Consider the following 23,440-nt stretch of genomic DNA (forward strand, 5'->3'; position numbering starts at 1 on the left):
TCGTTGTTGCCCTCGTGAGCGACCCGCTCGTCGCCATGCCCATCGGCCCGCCGCCGCCCGCGCCCGACGTGCCCATTCCCGTGCAGCCGCCGCCCATGCCGCCGCCCGAGGGCGATCCGCCACCGGTCGAGCCGCCTTTCACCGACCCGGGCTTTCCGCCGCCGGTGCAGGAGCCGCCGCCGTTGCAGCGGGCGATGGAAAGGGCCATGGGGAAGCCGATGGGCGAGGTGAAAGGCGAGGCGAAGGGCGAGGTGCCCTTCGGCAAGCTGCATGCGCGGCGGCTGCGCGAAATCTATCGCTCGGCCGGCTGGCCGTGCTGCGACGCCATCGAGGTCGAGCTGCTCGCCGGCGGCTGGCTGGAGCGCGTGCGCACGCCGCACGGCCACGAGACGCTGCGCGTGACCGACGCCGGCATTGCGCGCATCGCCACCACGCTCACCATCAACCGCGCGGCCCTGTCACCGCACGAGGCGCTGGTGGAGCGCGTGGCGCGCGAGATGACGCGCGGCGGGCGCATCGCGTGGCGGGGGCTCGGCCTGCGCGCGCGGCTGCCGGCGCTGGAAGAAGGCGGCAAGGCGCGCTGGTGCATCGCGCGGCCCGATGTTTTTTCGATCCGCAACACCAGCGTGGAGGCCTATGCGCATCCCATCGTCCACGAGGTGAAGGTGAGCCGCGCCGACCTGCTGGGCGACCTGCGCAAGCCCGACAAGCGCGCGGCCTACCTCGACCTGGGCGGCGAGTGCTGGTACGTGCTGGGCAACGACGCCAAGGGCCGCTGCATCGCCAAGCCTGAAGAGGTGCCCGCCGAGTGCGGCGTGATGGTGCTCGAGGGCGAGCGCCTGGTGGTGGCGCGCGCGGCGGTGCACCGCGCGTTCGACCGCATTCCGTTCGCGGTGTGGCTGGCGCTGGCCAAGGCGCAGCCCATCGCGGGCTTCGAGGACGACGCGCAGGACATGCTGATCTGATGCGTGGCGGCGCCTGCCGGCGCCAGGTCAATGCCGGTGCCGGTGCCGGTGCCAGCAGCGCGCCGCTTCAGGTCACCGCTTCGTAGCTCCGGTGCGCAATGGCCACCACGTCGTCCGGCTGGAACTGGGCGGTCATCTGGCGCAGCGCTTCTTCGCGGTCTTGCGTGCTGGCAGCGGTGTCGAAGACCTGGTCGCAGATCTCGAGGATGTCTTTCGTGATCCGCTCGTAGCGGTAGTGCGTGAGCGCCACGGCGTCGATGTCGGTCGCGCCGTAGCCTTCGAAGAACAGCGCCTCTTGCGCGGGCTGGTTCCACGCATGGCCCACGCCGCCACCGATGAACATCAGGTCGCGCTCCTTGGGGGCGAGCATCAGCATGTCCCAGTCGACGATCGACAGGCGCCCTTGATCGCTTGCGTTGCCAGCATCGCCTGTGAGCACATTGCCCGCATGCAGGTCGGCATGGCACGGCACCAGTCGCGGCGGTCGCTCCAGCAGGATGGAGGCGAGCTGCTCGCTGCGGTAGACGATGGTGTCGATGTCTTCGGCGTGCGCTTCCCAGAACGCGAAGAAGCGCCTGACGATGTCGTCGCCGTTCATGTCGTTCACGCCGTTGATGAACCGCCGCTGGTACCGCCTGACGCCTTCGCGTGAGTGGTGGGCGTAGCGCTCCCTGGGGAGCGTGGCGGACAGCGCTTCGGGCAATTCGGTGCGGTGAACGGCGGCCAGCGCGGCGCCCAGTGCGCGCCATTGCGTGTCGCCCAGGGCCCGCTCGAAACCGTTGGCGCCGTCGAAGAAGGGGTACAGCGCCCAGTCGAAGCCCTCGCGTCGCACGCTCAGCGGGCCGGCCGTGGTCGGCAGCGGCGCCATCACGGCCTCGATGCCCTGGTCGTGGTGCAGGAAGGCCGGCACCGCGACCACCGATGGGTCGAATTCGCCGCGGCGCAGCTTGAGGAAATACGCGGCGCCGTCAGCGGCATCGATGCGGAAAGCGGCGGAATTCACATCGGCGCCGAGCGGCATAAAGCGCACTTGTGCGTCGTTCAGGCCGTAGGCCTCGGACAGGCATTGCCGGATGGCGTCTTGCGAAAGGTCGGGTGGCGTCAGCATGTGTGTGCACCCGACTGGAAAGACGGGTCGATGGAGGACCCGCAACGATAGCGCCACTCTCTTAGTCGGCCCTGTAAGACTTCAGCACCTCGTGCCGCACCGACGGCCCCAGGTGCGAGCGCACCAGCGCGAAGTCGGTCGATGTCCAGCGCACGGGGTCTAGCCTCGGAGGGCGCGCCGCGCCGCGCGTATGGCGTGCGATGGTGATGTGCGGCGTCCACTTGGCACGGCGGGTTTCGTAGCCTGCGCGCTTCACGGCGCGGGCAACGTCGTTGCGCAGCGCACGCAGCGCGTTGTGTTCGGCGGGCAGCACCACGGAGATGTCGTTCTTCCACGTGCACGAGCTGGCCAGCGTGAGATCCAGTGGCGCCATCCGGACTTCGGCCAGCGCTGCGTCGAGGCATGCCAGGCTCTGCGCGTCGGTGGTGTCGGGCAGGGCGTTGAGCGTCAGGTGCAGGCGCGCGCTCGGGGGAAAGCTGTGGCCCTTCGGCCAGAGCCAGTCTTCGCGGTGCTTCTCGATGGCAAGTTGCACGTCGCGGTCCGGGAACAAGGCGATCAGCAGATGCCGGTCGGCGGGGTCGAAGTCGTCCATTGCAGTTCTCCTGGTGAAGGTGAAGCGAAAGGCGGTTCAGGAACCGGACGGCCACCAGCTCTCGGCCGTCGTCCGGATGACGCGCGCCGCCTGGATGCGCACGTCGTTTGTTTCATGCATATCGACGGGGCCCGTCTCGCGGGCCACCTTGAAGGGCCAGGTCGACAGGCGCCCCGTGCGCGAACGCGTCTGCAGCTGCTGCAGGCTGGAGAAGAAAAGCGCCTGCGCCGGGGCGGACGCAGGCGGGTTGGCGGTGGTCATGGTGTCGCCTCGTTGGTGTTCTTGGAGACGACAAATTCTAGGCAAATACTGTATTTATGTACAGTATTTTCACAGTTTCAAACCGGACTGGTCTTGCGTTCGTTTTGCCTCGGTTCTGGCTCGGTTCCGCGGCGTTTCAGGGCTGCGCTGATGCCCCCAGCAGCGCCTGCAGATCGATGGCCGCGGCCATCGCCTTGTAGCCCGCGTCGCCGGGGTGCAGGTGGTCGCCCGAGTCCATGGCGGCCCTCAGGCGCGACGGGTGCGCCGGGTCGCGCAGCAGCGCATCGAAGTCGACCACCGCGTCGAACGCGCCGCTCTCGCGAATCCAGCGGTTCACGGCCTGGCGCACCTCGTCTTTCTGCGGCGAGAAGTGGCCTTCGAGCGGCGTGCCCTGCAGCGCATGCTCGTTCGGCGCGATGGTGGCGCCCATGATGCGCACGTTGTGCGCGTGCGCCATCTCGATGAGCTGGCGAAAGCCCTGGATGAGCTGCTCCGCGCGCACCGCGGGTTCGCCCGGCGCGAACGGGCCGCCGGGCCAGCCGATGTCGTTGGTGCCCAGCAGCACGACCATGGCGCGCACGCCGGGCTGCGCGAACACGTCGCGGCCCGCGCGCTCCAAGCCGGCGCGGCCCATGCCGTCCTTCAGCAGCCGGCCGCCCGAGATGCCGGCGTTGAGCACCGCCACGCCGCGGCCCGCGAGCCGCTCGGCCAGTGCATCGGGCCAGCGGGTGTTGGCGCCGGGCGTGGCGCCGTTGCCGTCGGTCAGCGAATCGCCGAGGGTGACGACGGTGACGGGCGGCGTGGGCGTTTCCACGACGAGCCCGCTGACGTACACGCGCGTGCTCCATTCGGTGGCGCCAGCCGGCATGCGCGGCGCCGCGGTGAGGTCGCCGTCGGCCACGTAGGCGACCTGGCGCGCGTCGAAATGAAAGCCCGCGGGCTGGCTGGGCTGCGGCAGGTAGAGCGACACCGCGACTTCGCCCAGCGCGGGCAGGGCGAGGTCCACCGGGTCGCTGACCAGGCGCGCGCCGGGCGGCACGATCGCTTCGGCCTGCCCGCCGAAACGCAGCGGCCGGTCGCTGCCTTCGACGGTGGCCGAGCCCTCGGCATGGCGTGCCACGCGCGCGGCTCCGATGTGCAGCGGCGCGGTGCCGCCTTCGTTGCTGATCACCACGCGCAGCCGCGTGCCGCCGATGCTCAGGCGCGCGACCTGGCGCACGGTCTGCCGGTTGAACTGGAAGGGCAGGCCGGCGGGCAGCACGAAGTCGCCGGACCACACGGGCTGGGTGCTGGCCATCCAGCTGGGGCGCCAGTAGGTGGGGGCAGGCTCGGCGACAGAGACGCCAGCCGTAGTTGCCAGCGTGAGCGCCAGCGCGCCGTGGCGAAGAAGGGATGCGAATGCCGATGCGGTCATGAACGGTGTCCTCGAAAGAAATGGAAGCGAGGCGCCGACTTTCATCCATGCGATTTCGATTGGGTAGACGGCAGAATGGCATCCACCTCATTCCCGATTCGAATACAACCATGGACACCTTGCGCGCCCTCTCGGCCTTCGTGCACAGCGTCGAACTCGGTAGCCTGTCGGGCGCGGCCCGCGCGTTGGACACCACGCAGCCCACCGTCAGCAAGCTGGTGGCGGGGCTGGAGCGCTCGCTGGGCGTGCGGCTGCTGCGGCGCACCGCGGCGGGCCTGAGCCTGACGGAGGAGGGCCAGCGTTTCCACGAGCGCGCGCAGCGCGTGCTCGAGGACTACGGCGACGCCGTCGCCGACGCGCGCGAGGCCGTGCAGCAGCCGCGCGGCCTGCTGCGCGTGAGCGCGCCGGTCACCATGGGCCAGCGGCACCTGAACGCCATGGCGGTGGAGTTTCTTGCGCTGTACCCCGACATCGAGCTGGAACTGGTGCTGGACGACCGCTTCATCGACCCGCGCGAGGAGCGCATCGACGTGTCGCTGCGCGTCGGCGGCACGCTGCCGCCGGACCTGGTCGCGCGCCACATCGGCACCTGGCCGCGCGTGCTGGTGGCCTCGCCCGACTACGTCGCGGCGCGCGGCAAGCCACGCAAGCCGCAGGACCTGCAACTGCACGACTACCTGCGCTACGCGCCCGGCGACGACGGCGTGCTGCTGCAAGGGCCCGAGGGCGCGGTCAGCGTGCCGGTGCGCAGCCGCTACCGCGTGAACAACGCCGTGGCCATGCTGGACAGCGTGCTCGCCGGCGCGGGCATCTCGCTGCAACCCACCTGGATGGTGGCCGACCTGCTGGCGCAGGGCCGCCTGCTGCGCGTGCTGCCGCGCCACACCGGGCCGGCGCAGGAGGTGCACCTGCTGTACGCCCCGCGCCGCCACCAGCCGCTGCGCGTGCGCGTGCTGGTCGACTTTCTGGCGCAGCGGGTGGCGAAGCTGCCGGGCGCGGCGCGGCGGGCCGCGAGCTGAACGCGCTGCTGGCGGGGGCTCAGGTGTTGCGCAGTTCGCGCGTGCCGGCCGGCGTGTCGGGCCCGGTGCGCAGGTTGCGGTCGATGAACTCGCGCGCGATGGCTTCCACGTTGGCCGGTGCCGGCGCGTTGAACGACAGGCGGTACTTCAGCAGCCGGCCGCCGCGCGCGGTGAGGTAGGTGAACGACTCATAGGCCTTGCCGTCGCGGGCGTTCACGAGGCGGAATGAAATGCTGCGGAAGGTGAGCCCGTCGATGCGCACGTCGCGGGTGGCGCCGACCTTGGCGCTGGTGTACACGCCCTGCGCGGCGGCGCGCTGCACTTCGGCGATGGTGCCCTTGAAATGCGCGTCGAACTGCGGGTCGTCCACGCCGAGGCGCCAGTCGGTGCGCTTCATGTCGTAGAGGTACACGTCGACCCAGCCGATGCTGCTTTCGAAGCGGTGGCTGCGGCCCAGGCCGGCGTTCAGCGCGTCGTACGACTTGGTGCCCACGTAGCGCCATTGCACACCGGTGGGCTGGGGTTGCGCCGCGGGTTCCGGTGCCGTGGCTGCGCTCGGTTCGCGGGATGGAGCGGGCGATGTGTCCGGGGCCGTCGCACAGGCGGTCAGAAGGGCACAGAGAAGCAGGGCGAACAGCGGTTTCATGGCCGGCTCCAAAAGCCTCCGAAAGGCCTCAAAAGGTCAGTCGATGCGGATCTCGAAGTACGCCTCGTCGGCTTCGCCCAGTGCGCGAAAGCCCGCCGTCTTGGCCGACTCGTAGGCCTTGGCCCAGGTGGCGGCCAGGGAGAGCTCGTCCTTGCCGAGCTCGTCGGCGCTGGACTCGCTGGCGTTCTCGAAGGCCTTGAGCGCGGGCGCGACGCCGTCTTCGCCCAGCAGCTTGTCCAGTTCGCGGCGGAAGCGCGATTCCGCGGAGGCGATGACATCGGCCGGCGCGTCGGGGAAATCGATCAGTTTCACGGTGTAGCTCATGGGGCGGATGCTACGTGATGAAGCATCGCCGCGAGCTTCGAAGTTCGAGCTGGTTGGTGCAGTCGGCTGCGCGGCGGCTGCCGGCGCATTGCGCCGCGTGGGCTTGCCGGCGGCCTGAGGGATCAGGGGGGAGGGAAGCAGGCCTCGTGGAGGCTTTTTTGGAGCGGGTGAAGGGAATCGAACCCTCGTCAGTTGCTTGGGAAGCAACAGCTCTGCCATTGAGCTACACCCGCATCGGGCAACCGTCGAACGCGTGTGCGGCGAAAAAACGGAAGCCGCGAGTATAGGCGCTCGCGATGTGGCGTCTCAGCAATGGCCGTCGTCTTCGCGCAGCTCGTACATGCCGGTGCCGGGCAGGCGGCCGGCCGGCTTTTTCGACAGGTCCAGCCATGCCGGCCCGACCTCGATTCGCGCGCAGGACGCCGCGTCGCCCTGCACGCTGTCGACCACCACCGTGAAGTTCCGCTCGCGCAGCTGGTCAACGGCCGAGGTGTTCAGCGCGTTGCCCTGGAACAGGACGCGCGTCGCCAGCCGGTGCGCGTGAAAGAACGCCTCGTAGCCGACGCCCGGCAGCGTCTTCGCGACTTCGTTCCATCTCAAGGCTAGCCGTGCGCTCTCCGGCCACGGCTGGACCGCCAGCGCCTTCAGCGCCGCCACGACCCGCTCCATCTCACTTGCGCCCGACATCTCCACCTCATTCAAGTTTGGCGGGATGGTAGCTCGGCGAAATGGCACGCAAGGGACTATTTCACAGGCGCAGCGCGTGCAGGAATCCTTCGTTAATACTTGTGAATTAGTTCCTGGGCCTGGGTGTGTTCGAAACCTATGCTCGGCTCCTATGCGAGCGCCTTCTTCTCTTCTGGACCTTCCCGACGGCTGGTCGGCGGACTTCGAAATCATGAGAACGGTGCACGGCTCGTACGCCGGCATCGCCAAGCTGAGCCTGCAGGGCGTGGACAAATGCGCGCTGGTGATCACGCAGCAACTCACCTGGGACGGCGCCTTCGAGCGCGCGTGCATTCGGGCCGCCCACTTCGTCAGGGAGTGGAGGGCCAGCCCGCGCGACTGATGTGCGCGACTGATGTGCGTGACTGATCTGCGTGACCGACTCGAGCGGCTAAGCCCGAGTCGTTCGGCGCAGGTCGTGTGACATCTGGGAACGTTCTTCACCGAAGCGATGTGATCGGTGCCGGGGCGACAAGCGTTGTCTGTGCATCGGGATTGTTCCCGCACTTCTGGAGACGACGTGACCCTTCATAGAAACAGCCTCAAGTTGGCCGTGGCAGGTGCGATTGCCGTCGGTGCGCTCTTCGCCAGTGCCGCCGCGAGCGCTGGCACGAGCTGGTCGATCGGCGTGAACGTTCCCGGCATCGTCGTCGGCACGCCGGCCCCGGTGTACTACGAGCCCGCGCCGGCATACTCGCCGCCGGCCCCGGTCTACTACCAACCGCCGCCGCCGGTGCGCTATCGCCCGGCGCCGGTCTACGAGCCGGCACCGGTCTACTACGAGCCTGGTCGTCGATGGGACCATGAAGCGCGTTTCGAAGAACGCCGTGAGGAGCGTCGCGAATGGCGTCGTCGCGAATGGGAGCGCCGCGAGCACTATCGCCGCTACCACGAAGACCGCGATTGATCGAGTTCAGCTGAAGGGGGTGTGGCGCCGTGACGCCGCCGCACCCACCTTCGGCAAATTATTTTCGGGCGTGCCTCTTTCGCAGGCACCGCGTTGCAGGCCACGCCAGGCAACGCTTCGGCGCGATTCGCACATGGTTTTCCACAGCATTGTCCCCATCGGGCAGGGAAAACGCGTCACCGCGCTGTGGTAGGCGACGCAAACGAGGTAGCCCGAGGGTAAGTCGCGCGACTACAGACCTGCAGGGCCTTGCGGGAGGAACATGGCGCGTGCGCACCGTTGCGCAAAAAGGAGCGTGAAATGACGTTCGACTTCCTGTTTCGCCCCGCCCATACCGCTTACCTCCGGCGCGCCGCCGCCCTGCTCGAAGAGGCGCAGATGGCGCGCATCGAGCACCAGGCCGCGGCGGAGCATCACGCGGCGCTCGCCCGGATGTACGCGGAGCGGGTCGCCCGGCTGGAGAACGAACTGTTCCGGTCCTCGCGCAGCACCGAGCACGTGCCCACCGACCCCAGCCTCGACGACCGGCCGCAGCTGTATTCGCTGGACACGAGCCGCAAGCCGGGCCTGACTTCTGCCAGCTGACGGCGTGAGTCGTCGAGAAGTCTTCGGGCAAAAAAATACCCGCCGAAGCGGGTGGGAGGAGCCCGTTGACGGGGCGCGCTCTAAGAAAACAGAGAGCTCTTCTTTTGTACGGCCCTGTTGCGTGACAGCATCTGAATGGTCGATGGGGATCTTGGGCGCGCGTGTCAGTCAGAAACAGTCAGCGGCCGTAGGACACTCATTGAAACGTGAACTATTTGGCAGTTTTTTGGCGCCTATTTGGCGCCGCATGGCTTGCGCTCCACGGGCCATTTCGGAAGTGTCGGTCCTGTCCGACAAGGGGTAGGCTTCCGAAGCCCTAGATTTTGTTGACTCGCTTTTCAGTGCGAGTTCTCTGTGTGTGACAGCACTCAAGAGGTTCACAACCCAGCCTTGTGCTGGGTTTTTTTTAACTGCCCAGCCCTGTTCCGGGCTTTTTTAGGCTTCTATTTCAGCAACTCGAACTGGAACGCCGTCGCATGCGGCCTGCTCAGCAGCGGCGCCGCGCGCTCGGTTGCATGGTCCCAGGCCTCGCGCCACACGCGCGCATGGGCCTTCTGTGTTTCGCTCAGGGTCTCGGCGCCCGATTCGAGCTGGCTGGACCAGGCCCGGTAGCACTTGATCACGCGGGGCGGCGCGCCGATGTGCTGCTCGAGCAGTCGCAGGAAAGTGAAGCGCACCTCCATCAGGTCGCGAATGGAAAGATCGGAGCCTTCCAGGCGAATGGTGTAAGGGTGCTCGCGGTGGGGTGTGGGTTCAAACATCGGACTCGCATGCAAAAGGCTGCGAGCCGACTTGCCACGGAGCGGCTTGCCGCTCTTCCGAAGGACTCAGGCCTCGCCTCTAGAAAGGTTATGAGCGGCGGATACTAGCGAGCCAACGGTTGCAAAAACCGGAACGGCCGTCTCGCTTTCTCGTTTTGCGTGACTTCGTTTGCATACCGCGCGCGTAAGTTGTACGCAGCACCCGTCCGAGACCGTTCGAGACCGTGCGGCGACCGGTTTCAGCGCAGGAACACGTGCTGCATGAACTGCCGGATCGGGTACTGGATCACCGTCTGCACCTTCGCCGGCAATTCCAGCGGCCGCATCAGCATCTTCAGCGTGGTGGCGGCGCTCAGGTTGGTGCGGATGGTGCTGTTCATGCGCGCGCTCAGCGCCTGCACATAGGCGGTGTCGGTGGCTCGCTCGGGCGAGCGCGCCTTCACCACGTGGCGGATCGCGCAGTCGGCGTCTTCGCTCTTCAGCTCCAGCGTGCGCCGCCCGATGGTGCCGAAGACGCGAAAGCGGCTCAGGCGCTCCTGCTCGCGGTAGCGGCGAAAGAAGCGGTAGAAGTGCTTGTAGTGGCTGACCTCGTCGGTCGCGATGCGGGTGGCCAGGTCTTGCAGCACCGGCTCGTCGGTGCTGCGCGCCATGGCGCGGTAGTAGGTGGCGGTGCCGGTCTCGACCACGCAGCGCGCGGTCATTTCCAGGGCGCGGGTCGGGCCCAGCAGCTCGACCTTGCAGTAGGTGGCGTACTCCTCGAGAAAGCCCTGGTAGGCGGTGTCCCATTCGAACTCGGGCCACACGTGGCGCACGTAGGCGCGAAGGGCCTTGCCGTGCTGCAGTTCCTCGAGTTCCCAGTGGTTGGACAGCCAGTCGGTGACTTCGTCGTCGCCCTTGAAGTAGTCGACCAGGTTCTGGGTGTAGAGGTCGGAGCCGCTTTCGATGAAAGAGGCGGACGTCACCAGGTAGAAGAGGTTCTCGTCAGGGCGGACCTTGTCGAGCGCGATGCGCGAGAAATCGAGGTCTTCGATCTGCCAGTGTTGTTCCGCCTCTTGGCTTGCCATGCGAACTCCTTGATCTTTTGTGTCCGTACAAGTACGGATGGCGCCGACCGTATTTGGTTCTCGTTTTTTGCGCCGGGTCACATATTAGCCGCGGCGCCCGCAGCCTGCAGTTTGCCTTGGGGCGGCGCGGGTGTCATGGCCAAACCTATAATCGTTTGTTCAAGCAAATCAAGCAGTTAGGCCGGTTCGCCGCAGTGGGTTCGACACAGGGTCGCCATCGCCGCGCCGCCCTCGACAGAAGACGAATCCAAAGATGAGCCAGCCCACATTCACGGTCGCGGACATCCGCAAGACCTTTCTCGATTTCTTCGCTTCCAAGGGCCACACGGTGGTGCCCTCGAGTTCGCTGGTGCCGGGCAACGACCCGACGCTGATGTTCACCAACTCGGGCATGGTCCAGTTCAAAGACGTGTTCCTGGGCGAAGACAAGCGCAACTACGTTCGCGCCGCCTCGGTCCAGGCCTGCCTGCGCGCCGGCGGCAAGCACAACGACCTGGAGAACGTGGGCTACACCGCGCGCCACCACACCTTCTTCGAGATGCTGGGCAACTGGAGCTTCGGTGACTACTTCAAGCGCGAATCGCTGAAGTGGGCCTTCGAGCTGCTCACCGAGGTCTACAAGCTGCCGGCCGAAAAGCTCTGGGCCACCGTCTACATCGAGGACGACGAGGCCTACGACATCTGGACCAAGGAAATCGGCCTGCCGCCCGAGCGCGTGGTGCGCATCGGGGACAACAAGGGCGGACGCTACATGTCCGACAACTTCTGGATGATGGCCGACACCGGCCCGTGCGGCCCGTGCTCCGAGATCTTCTTCGACCACGGCCCCGAGATCCCCGGCGGCCCGCCCGGCAGCCCCGACGAAGACGGCGACCGCTACATCGAGATCTGGAACAACGTGTTCATGCAGTTCGACATGCAGCCCGACGGCTCGGTCAAGAAGCTGCCCGCGCCCTGCGTCGACACGGGCATGGGCCTGGAGCGGCTGGCCGCAATCCTGCAGCACGTGCACAGCAACTACGAGATCGACATCTTCGACGCGCTCATCAAGGCAGCCGCGCGTGAAACCGGCGAAAAAGACCTGGGCAACAACTCCCTGCGCGTGATTGCCGACCACATCCGTGCCACCTCGTTCCTGGTGGCCGACGGCGTCATTCCGTCGAACGAAGGCCGCGGCTACGTGCAGCGCCGCATCATTCGCCGCGCCATCCGCCACGGCTACAAGCTGGGCCAGAAGAAGCCCTTCTTCCACAAGCTGGTGCCCGACCTCGTGAAGCTCATGGGCGATGCGTACCCCAAGCTCATGGCCGACGAGAAGCGCATCACCGACACGCTGAAGGCCGAGGAAGAACGCTTCTTCGAAACGCTGGCCAACGGCATGGAAATCCTCGACGCGGCACTGGCCGGCGACGCCAGGACGCTGCCCGGCGAAGTGGCCTTCAAGCTGCACGACACCTACGGCTTTCCGCTCGACCTGTCGGCCGACGTGTGCCGCGAGCGCGGCGTGAGCGTGGACGAGGCCGGCTTCAATGCCGCCATGGAAAAGCAGAAGGCCGCGGGCCGCGCGGCCGGCAAGTTCAAGATGGACCGTAACGTCGAATACGCCGGCGCGGGCAACACCTTCACCGGCTACGAACACCTCGAGGAAAACGCCAAGGTCGTGGCGCTGTACTTCGAAGGCGCTGCGGTGAACGAACTGAAGGAAGGCCAGCCCGGCATCGTGGTGCTCGACACCACGCCCTTCTATTCCGAGAGCGGCGGCCAGGTCGGCGACCAGGGCGTGCTCGTGGCCGAAGGCGTGCAGTTCGGCGTGGAAGACACGCAGAAGATCAAGGCCGACGTGTTCGGCCACCACGGCACGCAGACGCAAGGCACGCTGAAGGTGGGCGACGCGGTGAAGGCCGCCGTCGACATCGAACGCCGCAACGCGACCATGCGCAACCACTCGGTCACGCACCTGATGCACAAGGCCCTGCGCGAAGTGCTGGGCGACCACGTGCAGCAGAAGGGCTCGCTGGTCGATGCCGACAAGACGCGCTTCGACTTCGCGCACAACGCCGCCGTCACGCGCGAGCAGATCCTGGAGATCGAGAAGCGCGTGAACGCCGAGGTGCTGGCCAACGCGCCCACGCAGGCCCGCGTGATGGACATGGAATCGGCCCAGAAGACCGGCGCCATGATGCTGTTCGGCGAGAAATACGGCGAGACTGTGCGCGTGCTCGACATCGGCACGAGCCGCGAGCTGTGCGGCGGCACCCACGTGGGCCGCACTGGCGACATCGGCCTGTTCAAGATCGTGAGCGAAGGCGGCGTGGCCGCCGGCGTGCGCCGCATCGAAGCCGTGACCGGCGCCAATGCGCTGTCTTACCTGCAGGACCTGGAGTCGACCGTGCAGAGCGTGGCCGCCACGCTGCGCACGCCGGCCGCCGAGCTGCAGGGCCGGCTGACGCAGGTGCTCGACCAGGTGAGGGCGCTGGAGCGCGAGGTGGGTGCGCTCAAGGGCAAGCTCGCATCGTCGAAGGGCGACGAGCTCGTCTCGCAGGCGGTGGACGTCAAGGGCCTGAAGGTGCTGGTCGCCAAGCTCGACGGCGCCGACTCCAAGACCCTGCGCGACACCATGGACAAGCTCAAGGACAAGCTGAAGACCGCCGTCATCGTGCTGGCCGCGGCCGACGGCGACAAGGTGCAGATCGCGGCCGGCGTCACGGCCGACAGCACGGGCAAGGTCAAGGCCGGCGAGCTGGTCAACTTCGTGGCCCAGCAGGTCGGCGGCAAGGGCGGCGGCAAGGCCGACATGGCCATGGCCGGCGGCACCAACGCGGCGGGCCTCGCGGCCGCGCTGGCCTCGGTGCAGGCCTGGGTCACCGAACGCGCCTGACCCCACACCCCACGTCTCGCACCGGCCTCACCAGCGCTCCACCGGACACACGCACTTCATGCAAGAAGACATCCCCGGTGAAGTGCTCGTGATGGGGGCCGGCACCATCGGTTGCTTCATCGGCGGCAGCCTGGCGGCCGCCGGCGTGCCCGTGACCTTCGTCGGCCGCCCGCGCGTGCTCGACAAGCTCGCCACGCACGGCATGACGCTCACCGACATGGACGGCGCCACGCGCAAGCTGCCCGCGGCCACGCTGCAGCTCAGCGAGCAGGTGCCCGTCGGCGCGCGGCCCGAGCTGGTGCTGTTGTGCGTGAAGAGCGGCGCCACCGCCGAGGCCGCGGGCGAGCTGGCCTTCGCGCTGCCCGCGGGCACCACGGTGGTGTCGCTGCAGAACGGCGTGTCCAACTGCGCCTCGGCCTCGCAGACCGGCCCCTCGCTCAACGTGCGCGCCGGCATGGTCCCCTACAACGTGGCCGAGATCGGCCCCGGTGCCTTCCACCGCGGCACCCCCGGGCGCCTGGCCGCCGAAGACGACGCGGCATTGCGCCCGTGGCTCGCCGTGTTCGAGCGGGCGGGCGTTCCCATCGACCTGCATCCCAACCTGCTGCCCGTGCAGTGGGGCAAGCTGATGCTCAACCTGAACAACCCGGTGAATGCGCTGTCGGGCCTGCCGCTGCGCGAAGAGCTCATGCAGCGCGGTTACCGCCGCTGTTTCGCGTCGCTGATCGACGAGGCGCTGAGCATCCTCAACGTGGCGGGCATCGCGCCCGCGCAGGTGGCGGCGGTGCCGGCGCACCGGCTGTCGGGCCTGCTGCGGCTGCCCGACTGGCTCTTTCGCATCGTCGCGGCGCGCATGCTGCGCATCGACGCCAAGGCGCGCTCCAGCATGGCCGACGACCTGGCGCTGGGCCGGCGCACCGAAATCGATTCGCTCAGCGGCGAGGTCGTGCGCCTCGCGCAAGAGCACGGCCTGAGCGCGCCGCGCAACGCGCGCATGGTGTCGCTGCTCGAGGCCTGGCCGCAACAGCCCAAGCGCTGGACGGCACGGCAATTGCAGGACGCGCTGGGCCTCTAGCGCCCGGCCCTGTACCCTCGGCGCCATCGCGTTGGATGGCGGCTTCGAAAGGGTACTTTTCATGCAGGTCCTGATTCTCGGCAGCGGTGTCATCGGCACCTCGGTGGCTTACTACCTGGCGCGCGCCGGGCACGAGGTGACGGTGCTGGAGCGCCAGCCCGCGCCCGCGCTCGAAACCAGCTTCGGCAACGCGGGCGAGGTGTCGCCGGGCTACTCGGCGCCGTGGGCCGGGCCCGGCGTGCCGGTCAAGGCCGTCAAGTGGCTGCTCATGCGGCACAGCCCGTTGGTCATCAAGCCCATGCTCGACCCGGCCATGTGGCGCTGGGGCCTGTCGATGCTGCGCAACTGCACGCAGGCGCGCTACGAGCTCAACAAGGGCCGCATGGTGCGCCTGGCCGAGTACAGCCGCGATTGCATGATCGCCCTGCGCGCCGACACCGGCATCGCATACGACGAGCGCATGCAGGGCACGCTGCAGCTCTTTCGCACGCAGCAGCAGCTCGACGGCACGGCGAAAGACGTGGAGGTGCTGAAAGCATCAGGCGTGCCCTACCAGCTGCTCGACCGCGAAGGCTGCGTGCAGTACGAGCCCGCGCTGGCGGCGGTGAAGCACAAGTTTGTCGGCGGCCTGCGCCTGCCGGGCGACGAGACGGGCGACTGCTTCAAGTTCACGCAGGCGCTGGCCAGGCTGGCCGAGGCCGAGGGCGTGCGCTTCAGGTTCGGCGTGAACATCCAGGCCATCGAGCACGACGCAAGCGATGCGAGCAAGGGCGTGACCGCCGTGCGCACCGACGCCGGCAGCTTCACCGCCGAGCGCTACGTGGTCGCGCTCGGCAGCTATTCGCCCGCGCTGGTCGCGCCGCTGGGCATCGACCTGCCGGTGTATCCGGTGAAGGGCTTCTCCATCACCGTGCCCATCACCGACGCCGGTGGCGCGCCCGAATCGACCGTGATGGACGAGACCTTCAAGGTCGCGGTCACGCGCCTGGGCGACCGCATACGCGTGGGTGGCACGGCGCAGCTCTCGGGCTTCGACCTGCGGCTGGACGCCGGCCGCCGCGACACGCTGGAGCACGTGGTCACCGACCTGTTTCCGCGCGGCGGCAACGTGCGTGACGCCTCCTTCTGGACCGGCCTGCGCCCGATGACGCCCGACGGCACGCCCGTCATCGGTGCCACCCGCATTCCCAACCTGATGCTGAGCACCGGCCACGGCACGCTCGGCTGGACCATGGCGGCCGGCACCGGCCGCGTGATGGCCGACCTGCTCTCGGGCAGGGCGCCCGACATCGACATGGAAGGCCTCACCGTGGCGCGCTACGGCGGTTGAAGGCGCGAGCGCGCAACACCACTCGACAGCACCAGCAACGCAGGGCGGCCCCCAAAAGGCCGCCCTGTTTTCTTTGGGTTACGACATACAGGGTTTCTACCTAGTCACGAAGTTGTCTTCGTCGGTATTCTTCGTGGCGTTCCATTAATAAATCGTTGTTTCATTAGAGAAACAGACCGAAAACCCTTCCGACCCCACGGACCCGATGAAACACACCCGCCGCCACGCCGTCGCTGCCGCCCTGTCCTTGGTCGCCGCCTGCTCCTGGGGACTCGCCTGGGCCGACAGCTATCCGTCGAAGCCGATCACGCTCGTCGTCGCGTATCCGGCCGGCGGCGACACCGATGCGCTGGCGCGGCTCTTCGCCGAAAAGCTCGCCACGCGCGTCGGCCAGCCGGTGGTGGTCGACAACCGCCCGGGCGCCAGCGGCATCATCGGCAGTGCCTTCGTGTCCAAGGCCGCGCCCGACGGCTACACGCTGCTGCTCGCGCCCAGCACTTTTTCCATCGCGCAGCTGGTGCTGAAGACCAACGGCTCCTCGGGCTACGACGTGCTCAACGGCTTCACGCCCATCGTGCAGACCGGCAGCCAGCCGCTGTTCCTGGTGGCCGGCGGCGGCAGCAACCTGGCGAGCGCCAAAGACGTCGTGGCCGCCGCAACGAACGGCAAGACGCTCAGCTACGCCAGCCCCGGCAGCGGTTCGCCGATGCACATCCTGGGCGAGATGTTCGCGCGCGCCTCGGGCGCCAGCCTGGCGCACGTGCCCTACAAGGGCGTGGCCCCGGCCGTCAACGACGTGCTCGGCGGGCACGTGCCCGTCACCTTCATCACGTTCGGGCCGGTGGCGCCGTACTTCGCCAACGCCAAGCTGCGCCCGCTGGCGGTGGCCTCGGCCCAGCGCTCGCCGCTCGCGCCCAACGTGCCCACGCTGGCGGAGCAGGGCTACGGCGGCGTCGAGGTCACGGCCTGGAACGGCCTCTGGGGCCCGCGCAACCTTTCGCCCGAGATCGTGAAGACGCTCAACGGCCACTTTAACGAGATCCTGAAGATGCCCGACATCGTCGCGCGCATGGCCGTGCTCGGCACCACGCCCGTGGGCGGCAGCGCCGACGTGCTCGCCAAGACCAACGCCGCCGACTACGCGCGCTTCGGCAAGGTCATCAAGGAGCTCGGCATCCAGGCCGACTGAACGTTACGAACAGCCCCCCGCAGAGACCCCATGACCGAACCCAAAGCCATTCCCGACGCATCGAGCCTGCAGGCGCTGCTGGCCGAACTGCCCGCCAACCTGCTGGCCGGCCGCCGCGTGCTCGTCACCGGCGGCGCGCGCGGACTGGGGCTGGCCTTTGCGCAGTGCATCGCCGCGGCGGGCGCCAGCGTGGTGCTGGCCGACATCCTCGGCGACCTGGCCCAGACCGAGGCGAAGGCGCTGCGCGACGCGGGCCGCACGGCGCATGCGCTGCAGGTCGACCTGTCGAACCCCGACGCCATCGTGGCCTGCGCCGACGAAGCCGTTCGCCTGCTCGGCGGGCTCGACGGCCTCGTCAACAACGCCGCCATCACCAACTCCGGCGGGCGCGACGCGCACCAGCTCGAGGTCGACATGTGGGACCGCGTGATGAACGTCAACGTGCGCGGCAGCTGGCTCATGGGCCGCGCCTGCCGCGCCGCGCTCGCTAAAAGCGGCCGCGGCGCCATCGTCAACCTGGCGTCCGACACGGCGCTGTGGGGCGCGCCCAACCTGCTGGCCTACGCGTCGAGCAAGGGCGCCGTCATTGCCATGACGCGCTCGCTGGCGCGCGAATGGGGCGGCGACAGCATCACCGTCAACGCGGTGGCGCCCGGCCTCACGCTGGTCGAGGCCACCGAATACGTGCCCATGGCACGCCACCAGAAATACCTCGAAGGCCGCGCCATTCCGCGCGAGCAGCAGGCCGCCGACGTGTGCGGCGCCACGCTGTTCCTGCTGTCCGGCCTGTCGCGCTTCGTCACGGGCCAGTTGCTGGCCGTGAACGGCGGCTTCGCGATGCACTGAGGCCGCCCCCCGAATTTTTTCCGACCAAGGAGTGAACCCCATGAGCGATTTGTCCGAGCAACAGAAGATCAGCGATGCACCCGCCACCACCCTGGCGCAGCCCGAAGGCAGCAGCCTCGCGGAGTGGATGAACAGCCGCATCGCGCGCTACGAGACCCGCAAGTACGACTGGGACGCGCTGAAGTTCCAGGCCGACTTCGACCCCAAGTTCCGCCGCGCGCAGATGCGCTACGTGGGCACCGGCGGCACCGGCGTGGCCAAGGACGTCAACACCGTGCCCGCCGAGCACTTCACCTTCTCCACCATGGTGATCCCGGCCGGCCACGAAGGCCCGCCGCACCTGCACACCGACGTGGAAGAGGTGTTCTTCCTGATCCGCGGCAAGCTCAAGGTCGTCATCGAGAAAGACGGCGAGCGCTTCGAGACCGTCATGACCGACCGCGACCTCATCTCCGTGCCGCCCGGCGTGTACCGCGAAGAGATCAACATCGGCGACGAAGACGCGCTGATGTGCGTGATGCTCGGCGCGAAGAAGCCCGTGACGCCGACGTACCCGGCCGACCATCCGCTGGCGAAGATCAAGCGCTGAGAACGGCCATGAGCAACATCGCCGCACCGAACGCATTCGACGCGCAGACCCTGCCGGCTTCCGAGCTGGCGCGGCTCGACGCCCGCTTTCCCGCCCGCAACGTCGCGGTCGGCGGCGGTGCCGTGGTGTCGGTGCGCGAATGCGGCAAGGGACCGGTGGTCGTGTGCCTGCACGGCATCGGCTCCGGCGCGGCCTCGTGGATCGACACCGCGGCGCTGCTCGCGTCGCAGGCGCGCTTCATCGCATGGGATGCGCCGGGCTACGGCGAATCGACACCGCTCGATGCCGATGCCCCCGCCGCCGCCGACTACGCCGCGCGGCTGGGCGCCTTGCTCGACGCGCTCGGCATCGACTCGTGCGTGCTGGCCGGCCATTCGCTGGGCGCCATCGTGGCGGCATCGGCCGCGCGCACGGATGCACGAACCAGCGCACGCATTCGCCGGCTGGTGCTCGTCAGCCCCGCCATCGGCTACGGCGCACCGGCGCGTGCCGAAGCGCGCGCCAAGGTCCGCGCCGAGCGCCTGGCCACGCTCGACGAACTCGGCATTGCCGGCATGGCCGCCAGCCGCGCCGGCCGGCTCGTGTCCGAGAAGGCCAGCGAACACGCCCGCCAGTGGGTGCGCTGGAACATGGCCCGGCTGAACGACCGCGGCTACCGCCAGGCCGTCGAGCTGCTGTGCAACGCCGACCTGCTGGCCGACCTGCCGCCGCCCATGCCGGTGCGCGTGGCCTGCGGCGCGCTCGACGCGGTGACGCCGCCGGCCGCCTGCGAAACGGTGGCGCGCCAGTGCGGCGTGCCGCTCGAATTGGTGGACGATGCGGGCCACGCCGGCTATGTGGAACAACCGCAGGCCGTCGCCACGCTGCTGCGCGAATCGCTCGCCGGCTGAGTCCGCAACGAACACAAGACATCCAAGGAAACCACAGGCATGGCCAACAACAACGACGGCGAAGTGATGGAAGAGGGCGCCGACCGCTACAACGTGCCCGCGCTGGAGCGCGGCCTGCGCGTGCTGTGCGAGTTCAGCCGCGAGAACCGCACGCTCTCCGCGCCCGAGCTGGCGCGCCGCTTCGACCTGCCGCGCTCCACCGTGTTCCGCCTGCTCACCACGCTGGAGAACATGGGCTTCCTGGAGCGCACCGAGGGCGGGCGCGACTACCGCCTGGGCATGGCCGTGCTGCGCCTGGGCTTCGAGTACCTGGCCTCGCTGGAGCTCACGCAGCTGGGCACGCCGCTGCTCAACCGGCTGAGCGACGAGCTGCGCACGCCCTGCAACCTGGTGGTGCGCGACGGCCGCTCCATCGTGTACGTGGCCAAGGTGGCGCCGCCCACGCCCTTCGCCAGCTCGGTCAGCGTGGGCACGCGGCTGCCGGCCCACGCCACGGTGCTCGGGCGCATCCTGCTCGAAGACCTCACGCTGCCGCAGCTGCGCGCGCTGTACCCCGAAGACAAGCTGGAAACCTTTTCGCCGAGCACGCCCAAGACCGTGAACGAGCTGTTCGACATGGTGCAGGCCGACCGCCAGCGCGGCTATGTGCTGGGCGAGGGCTTCTTCGAATCGAACATCTCCAGCGTGGCCGCCCCCGTGCGCGACCACAGCGGCCACATCGTGGCGGCGCTGGGCGCCACCGTTACCGCGAGCCACATCGAAGAAAGCCGCATCGACGAGATGGTGCAGCGCGTGCGCGGCACCGCCGACGAGATATCGGGCCTGCTCAATTACTCGCCCGCGCGCACCGCCAAGGTGGTGCCGCTGCGTTCGGCCTGAACGATACGACACGACACGACATGACTTCCCCCGCGCCTTCTTCCTTCTTCGCCGCCAACGCACTGGCGGGCCGCGTGGCTGTGGTCACGGGCGGCTCCTCGGGCATCGGCCTGGCCACCGTCGAGCTGCTGCTCGGCTGCGGCGCGTCCGTGGCGCTGTGCGGTCGCAATGCCGGGCGGCTCGATGCCGCCGTGGCCGGCCTGCGCAGGCAGCACCCGAAAGCCAGGCTGTTCGCGCAGCCCTGCGATGTGCTCGACGCCGGCTCGGTGCGCGCCTTTGCCGCCGCCAGCGAGGCCGCGCTCGGCCCGGCCGCCATGCTCGTCAACAACGCGGGGCAGGGCCGTGTCTCCACCTTCGCCGACACCGACGACGCGGCCTGGACCGAAGAGCTCAACCTGAAGTTCTTCTCGGTGATCAACCCCACGCGCGCCTTCCTGCCGCAACTGGCTTCGCAGCGCACGGCGCTGGGCGATGCGTCCATCGTCTGCGCCAACTCGCTGCTGGCGCGCCAGCCGGAGCCGCACATGGTCGCCACCTCGGCCGCGCGCGCCGGCCTGCTGAACCTGGTGCGCTCCATGGCCACCGAGTTCGCGCCGCAGGGCGTGCGCGTGAACGGCATCCTGATCGGGCTGGTCGAGTCGGGCCAGTGGCGCCGCCGTTTCGAGGCGCGCGAAGACAAGTCGCAAGACTGGGCCGCCTGGAGCGGCCAGCTCGCCAGGAACAAGCACATCCCGCTGGGTCGGCTGGGGCTTCCGGGCGAAGCCGCGCGCGCGATCCTTTTCCTTGCTTCACCGCTCGCGTCGTACACGACGGGCAGCCACATCGACATCTCTGGAGGCCTTTCGCGCCATGCATAACCCCACGAACAACAACACAGTCACCGTCGGCGCCGTCGTCGCCGCCTTTCTCGAGCAGTGCGGCGTCAAGGCCGCCTTCGGGGTGATCTCGATCCACAACATGCCCATCCTCGATGCCTTCGCGCAGCGCGGCGCCGTGCGCTTCGTGCCGGCGCGCGGCGAGGCCGGCGCGGGCAACATGGCCGACGCCTATGCGCGCTCCACCGCCAGCCTGGGCGTGTGCCTCACCAGCACCGGCCCGGCCGCCGGCAACATCGCCGGCAGCCTGGTCGAAGCGCTGACGGCCGGCGCGCCGCTGCTGCACATCACGGGGCAGATCGAGACGCCGTACCTCGACAAGGGCATGTCTTACATCCACGAGGCGCCCGACCAGCTCACGATGCTCAAGGCCGTGTCCAAGGCGGCCCTGCGCGTGCGCAGCGTGGAAACGGTGCTGGGCACGCTCAAGCGCGCCGTGCAGCTCGCCATGACGGCGCCGACCGGCCCGGTGAGCGTCGAGATTCCGATCGACATCCAGTCCGCGCTGACCACGATGCCGGCCGACCTGTCGCCCCTGCCCATCGAGCTGCCCATGCCGTCGAAGGCGGCGCTCGATGCGCTGGCCACGCGCCTGGCCGCGGCCAGGCGCCCGATGCTGTGGGTCGGCGGCGGCGCGCGCCATGCAGGCGCGGCCATCCGCCGCCTGCAGAAGCTGGGCTTCGGCGTGGTCACGACCACGCAGGGCCGCGGCACGGTGCCCGAGGACGACGCCGGTTCGCTCGGCTCGTACAACATCCACAAGCCGGTCGAGGCGCTCTACCAGCGCTGCGACGCGATGCTGGTGGTCGGCTCGCGCCTGCGCGGCAACGAAACGCTGAAGTACGAGCTGAAGCTGCCGCGCCCGCTGCTGCGCATCGACGCCGACGCCGCCGCCGAAGGCCGCGGCTATGCCACCGAGCAGTTCGTCTGCGGCGATTCGGCGCTGGCCCTCGACGGCCTGGCCGACCGCCTCGAAGCCGCGAACTACCAGGCCGACCCCGCGCTGCTCACCGAGCTGCGCGCTGCGCACGCGCAGGCGGTGGCCTCGCTCACCGATGGCCTGGGCCCTTACGCCGAGCTGGTGAAGGCGCTGCAAGCGGCGGCCGGGCGCAACTTCAACTGGGTGCGCGACGTGACCGTGTCGAACAGCACCTGGGGCAACCGCGAGCTGCGCATCTTCTCGCCCAGCGCGGGCGTGCACGCCACGGGCGGCGGCATCGGGCAGGGCATGCCGATGGCCATCGGCGCGGCCGTGGGAGCGGCGGAAACCGCATCGGGCCGCAAGACCTTCTGCCTGGCCGGCGACGGCGGCTTCATCCTGAACCTGGGCGAGCTCGCCACCGCCGTGCAGGAAAAGGCGGACATGGTCATCGTGCTCATGAACGACAAGGGCTACGGCGTCATCAAGAACATCCAGGACGCGCAGTACGGCGGGCGCCGCTGCTACGCCGACCTGCACACGCCCGACTACGCGCTGCTGTGCAAGTCGCTGCAGCTGCCGCACACCCGCGTGCAGCGCATCGACGAGCTGAAGGCCAGGCTGGGCGAGGCGCTGGCGCAGAAGGGCCCGTTCCTGCTGGAGATCGACATGCTCTCCATCGGCGATTTCAAGAGCGCCTTCGCCGGTCCGCCGACCAACACCGTCACGCAGATTCCGGCGCTCGGCAAGGCCGCCGCCGCTTCGGTGGAGTGAGGCAAGTGAACGTGCTGCGCATTGCTCTCATCGGCTGCGGTGCCATCGGCACCTCGGTGCTCGAACTGCTGCGGGGCGACGCCGCGCTGCAGGTGGTCGCCGTCGTCGTGCCCGCCGAGGGCGTGGCCGCGGCGCAAGACGCCCTGCGGCAGCTCGCACCCGGCGTGCAGGTGGCCAGCAGCGTGCCGGCCAGCGGCATCGACCTGGTGGTCGAGACCGCGGGGCATGCCGCCATCGAGCAGCATGTGCTGCCCGCGCTCGCGCGCGGCACGCCCTGCGTCGTGGCGTCGGTCGGTGCGCTGTCGGCCGCCGGCTTCGCCGAGCAGCTCGAGGCCGCCGCCGTCGCGGGCCGCACGCAGGTGCAGCTGATTGCGGGAGCCATCGGCGCCATCGACGCGCTGGCCGCCGCGCGCGTCGGCGGCCTCGACAGCGTGCGCTACACCGGACGCAAGCCGCCGCAGGCATGGAAGGGCACGCCGGCCGAGCAGGGCCGCGACCTCGATGCGCTGGCGCAGCCAGCCATCATCTTCGAAGGCAGCGCGCGCGAAGCGGCCCTGCTGTACCCGAAGAACGCCAACGTGGCGGCCACCGTGTCGCTCGCGGGGCTGGGGCTCGACCGCACGCTCGTGCGCCTCATTGCCGACCCCGCCGCCACCGAGAACGTGCACACGGTCGAAGCCGAGGGCGCGTTCGGCAGCTTCGAGCTGACCATGCGCAACAAGCCGCTCGCGGCCAACCCCAAGACCTCCGCGCTCACCGTGTACAGCGCCGTGCGCGCGCTGCGCAACCGCGTGGCGCCCCTTGCCATCTGAGCCTTCGAGTGA

General features: G+C 68.8%; 25 protein-coding genes and 1 tRNA gene. 16 read left to right on the top strand and 10 right to left on the bottom strand.

Going from position 1 to position 23,440, the window contains the following annotated elements; translation table 11 throughout:
• Positions 1–35: 35 nt before the first annotated feature.
• Entirely contained in the window at positions 36–965 is a 930-nt protein-coding gene (locus AB6807_RS02480) for a hypothetical protein (protein ID WP_371084139.1), read from the top strand.
• 67 nt (positions 966–1,032) lie between these two features.
• On the opposite strand, the gene AB6807_RS02485 is transcribed toward AB6807_RS02480, so the two are convergent.
• The 4 genes from AB6807_RS02485 to AB6807_RS02500 all read right to left on the bottom strand — a co-directional run bounded on the left by AB6807_RS02485 (position 1,033) and on the right by AB6807_RS02500 (position 4,340).
• Positions 1,033–2,073 (bottom strand): phosphotransferase, encoded by a 1,041-nt coding sequence (locus AB6807_RS02485; protein WP_371083374.1) that lies wholly within the window; start codon positions 2,071–2,073, stop codon positions 1,033–1,035.
• Positions 2,074–2,134: 61 nt separating this feature from the next.
• The gene (locus tag AB6807_RS02490) at positions 2,135–2,665 is read right to left on the bottom strand and encodes a 2'-5' RNA ligase family protein (protein WP_371083375.1); all 531 of its coding nucleotides are present in this window, start codon (positions 2,663–2,665) and stop codon (positions 2,135–2,137) included.
• Between the two features lie 36 nt (positions 2,666–2,701).
• Positions 2,702–2,926: a hypothetical protein gene (locus AB6807_RS02495; RefSeq protein ID WP_116908653.1), complete on the bottom strand. Its 225-nt coding sequence runs from the start codon at positions 2,924–2,926 to the stop codon at positions 2,702–2,704.
• 136 nt (positions 2,927–3,062) lie between these two features.
• Complete coding sequence (locus tag AB6807_RS02500; protein ID WP_371083376.1) at positions 3,063–4,340, bottom strand: SGNH/GDSL hydrolase family protein; 1,278 nt, start codon at positions 4,338–4,340, stop codon at positions 3,063–3,065.
• 110 nt (positions 4,341–4,450) lie between these two features.
• On the opposite strand from AB6807_RS02500, the gene AB6807_RS02505 reads away from it, so the two are divergent.
• The gene (locus tag AB6807_RS02505) at positions 4,451–5,359 is read left to right on the top strand and encodes a LysR substrate-binding domain-containing protein (RefSeq protein ID WP_371083377.1); all 909 of its coding nucleotides are present in this window, start codon (positions 4,451–4,453) and stop codon (positions 5,357–5,359) included.
• 19 nt (positions 5,360–5,378) lie between these two features.
• Here AB6807_RS02505 and AB6807_RS02510 read toward each other — a convergent pair whose 3' ends face one another.
• From AB6807_RS02510 to AB6807_RS02525, 4 genes are all read right to left on the bottom strand, one after another.
• Complete coding sequence (locus AB6807_RS02510) at positions 5,379–5,867, bottom strand: hypothetical protein (protein ID WP_371083378.1); 489 nt, start codon at positions 5,865–5,867, stop codon at positions 5,379–5,381.
• Between the two features lie 174 nt (positions 5,868–6,041).
• Entirely contained in the window at positions 6,042–6,317 is a 276-nt protein-coding gene (locus AB6807_RS02515; protein ID WP_371083379.1) for a hypothetical protein, read from the bottom strand.
• A gap of 171 nt (positions 6,318–6,488) precedes the next feature.
• Positions 6,489–6,562: transfer RNA gene (locus AB6807_RS02520), tRNA-Gly, on the bottom strand.
• Between the two features lie 73 nt (positions 6,563–6,635).
• Positions 6,636–7,016, bottom strand: coding sequence for a hypothetical protein (locus AB6807_RS02525; RefSeq protein WP_371083380.1), 381 nt, complete (start codon positions 7,014–7,016; stop codon positions 6,636–6,638).
• Positions 7,017–7,227: 211 nt separating this feature from the next.
• Here AB6807_RS02525 and AB6807_RS02530 point away from each other — a divergent pair, with 211 nt between their 5' ends.
• From AB6807_RS02530 to AB6807_RS02540, 3 genes are all read left to right on the top strand, one after another.
• Positions 7,228–7,398, top strand: coding sequence for a hypothetical protein (locus AB6807_RS02530; RefSeq protein WP_286512462.1), 171 nt, complete (start codon positions 7,228–7,230; stop codon positions 7,396–7,398).
• Between the two features lie 177 nt (positions 7,399–7,575).
• Positions 7,576–7,962 carry a hypothetical protein gene (locus AB6807_RS02535; RefSeq protein ID WP_116908660.1) on the top strand — a complete coding sequence of 129 codons (387 nt, stop codon included), beginning with the start codon at positions 7,576–7,578 and terminating at the stop codon, positions 7,960–7,962.
• 300 nt (positions 7,963–8,262) lie between these two features.
• Positions 8,263–8,547 carry a hypothetical protein gene (locus AB6807_RS02540; protein ID WP_116908661.1) on the top strand — a complete coding sequence of 95 codons (285 nt, stop codon included), beginning with the start codon at positions 8,263–8,265 and terminating at the stop codon, positions 8,545–8,547.
• Between the two features lie 443 nt (positions 8,548–8,990).
• Here the strand turns inward: AB6807_RS02540 and AB6807_RS02545 are convergent, their stop codons facing one another.
• Together AB6807_RS02545 and AB6807_RS02550 are read right to left on the bottom strand one after the other, a co-directional pair.
• Complete coding sequence (locus tag AB6807_RS02545) at positions 8,991–9,308, bottom strand: hypothetical protein (protein WP_116908662.1); 318 nt, start codon at positions 9,306–9,308, stop codon at positions 8,991–8,993.
• 239 nt (positions 9,309–9,547) lie between these two features.
• Positions 9,548–10,372, bottom strand: a complete 825-nt coding sequence (locus AB6807_RS02550; protein ID WP_116908663.1) for a ferritin-like domain-containing protein — start codon at positions 10,370–10,372, stop codon at positions 9,548–9,550.
• A 253-nt stretch (positions 10,373–10,625) separates the two neighbouring features.
• On the opposite strand from AB6807_RS02550, the gene alaS reads away from it, so the two are divergent.
• From alaS to AB6807_RS02605, 11 genes are all read left to right on the top strand, one after another.
• Positions 10,626–13,250 carry an alanine--tRNA ligase gene (alaS, locus tag AB6807_RS02555; RefSeq protein ID WP_371083381.1) on the top strand — a complete coding sequence of 875 codons (2,625 nt, stop codon included), beginning with the start codon at positions 10,626–10,628 and terminating at the stop codon, positions 13,248–13,250.
• A 58-nt stretch (positions 13,251–13,308) separates the two neighbouring features.
• On the top strand, positions 13,309–14,325 hold the full coding sequence (locus AB6807_RS02560; protein ID WP_371083382.1) for a 2-dehydropantoate 2-reductase: 1,017 nt from the start codon (positions 13,309–13,311) through the stop codon (positions 14,323–14,325).
• A gap of 61 nt (positions 14,326–14,386) precedes the next feature.
• On the top strand, positions 14,387–15,655 hold the full coding sequence (locus tag AB6807_RS02565) for a D-amino acid dehydrogenase (protein ID WP_371083383.1): 1,269 nt from the start codon (positions 14,387–14,389) through the stop codon (positions 15,653–15,655).
• Between the two features lie 205 nt (positions 15,656–15,860).
• Entirely contained in the window at positions 15,861–16,844 is a 984-nt protein-coding gene (locus AB6807_RS02570; RefSeq protein WP_371083384.1) for a Bug family tripartite tricarboxylate transporter substrate binding protein, read from the top strand.
• A gap of 30 nt (positions 16,845–16,874) precedes the next feature.
• Positions 16,875–17,690, top strand: a complete 816-nt coding sequence (locus AB6807_RS02575) for an SDR family oxidoreductase (RefSeq protein WP_371083385.1) — start codon at positions 16,875–16,877, stop codon at positions 17,688–17,690.
• A gap of 40 nt (positions 17,691–17,730) precedes the next feature.
• Positions 17,731–18,279, top strand: coding sequence for a cupin domain-containing protein (locus AB6807_RS02580; protein WP_116908669.1), 549 nt, complete (start codon positions 17,731–17,733; stop codon positions 18,277–18,279).
• A gap of 8 nt (positions 18,280–18,287) precedes the next feature.
• Complete coding sequence (locus AB6807_RS02585) at positions 18,288–19,169, top strand: alpha/beta fold hydrolase (protein ID WP_371083386.1); 882 nt, start codon at positions 18,288–18,290, stop codon at positions 19,167–19,169.
• Between the two features lie 39 nt (positions 19,170–19,208).
• Entirely contained in the window at positions 19,209–20,048 is an 840-nt protein-coding gene (locus tag AB6807_RS02590; protein WP_371083387.1) for an IclR family transcriptional regulator, read from the top strand.
• Positions 20,049–20,068: 20 nt separating this feature from the next.
• Complete coding sequence (locus AB6807_RS02595) at positions 20,069–20,905, top strand: SDR family oxidoreductase (RefSeq protein ID WP_371083388.1); 837 nt, start codon at positions 20,069–20,071, stop codon at positions 20,903–20,905.
• Positions 20,898–22,616 (top strand): thiamine pyrophosphate-binding protein, encoded by a 1,719-nt coding sequence (locus AB6807_RS02600; protein WP_371083389.1) that lies wholly within the window; start codon positions 20,898–20,900, stop codon positions 22,614–22,616. The genes AB6807_RS02595 and AB6807_RS02600 overlap by 8 nt, the downstream gene beginning before the upstream one ends.
• An 11-nt stretch (positions 22,617–22,627) precedes the next feature.
• Positions 22,628–23,428 (top strand): aspartate dehydrogenase, encoded by an 801-nt coding sequence (locus tag AB6807_RS02605; protein WP_371083390.1) that lies wholly within the window; start codon positions 22,628–22,630, stop codon positions 23,426–23,428.
• Positions 23,429–23,440 lie beyond the last annotated feature (12 nt).

It is taken from the genome of Variovorax sp. RCC_210 (assembly GCF_041355175.1).
Taxonomy (GTDB): Bacteria; Pseudomonadota; Gammaproteobacteria; order Burkholderiales; family Burkholderiaceae_C; genus Variovorax.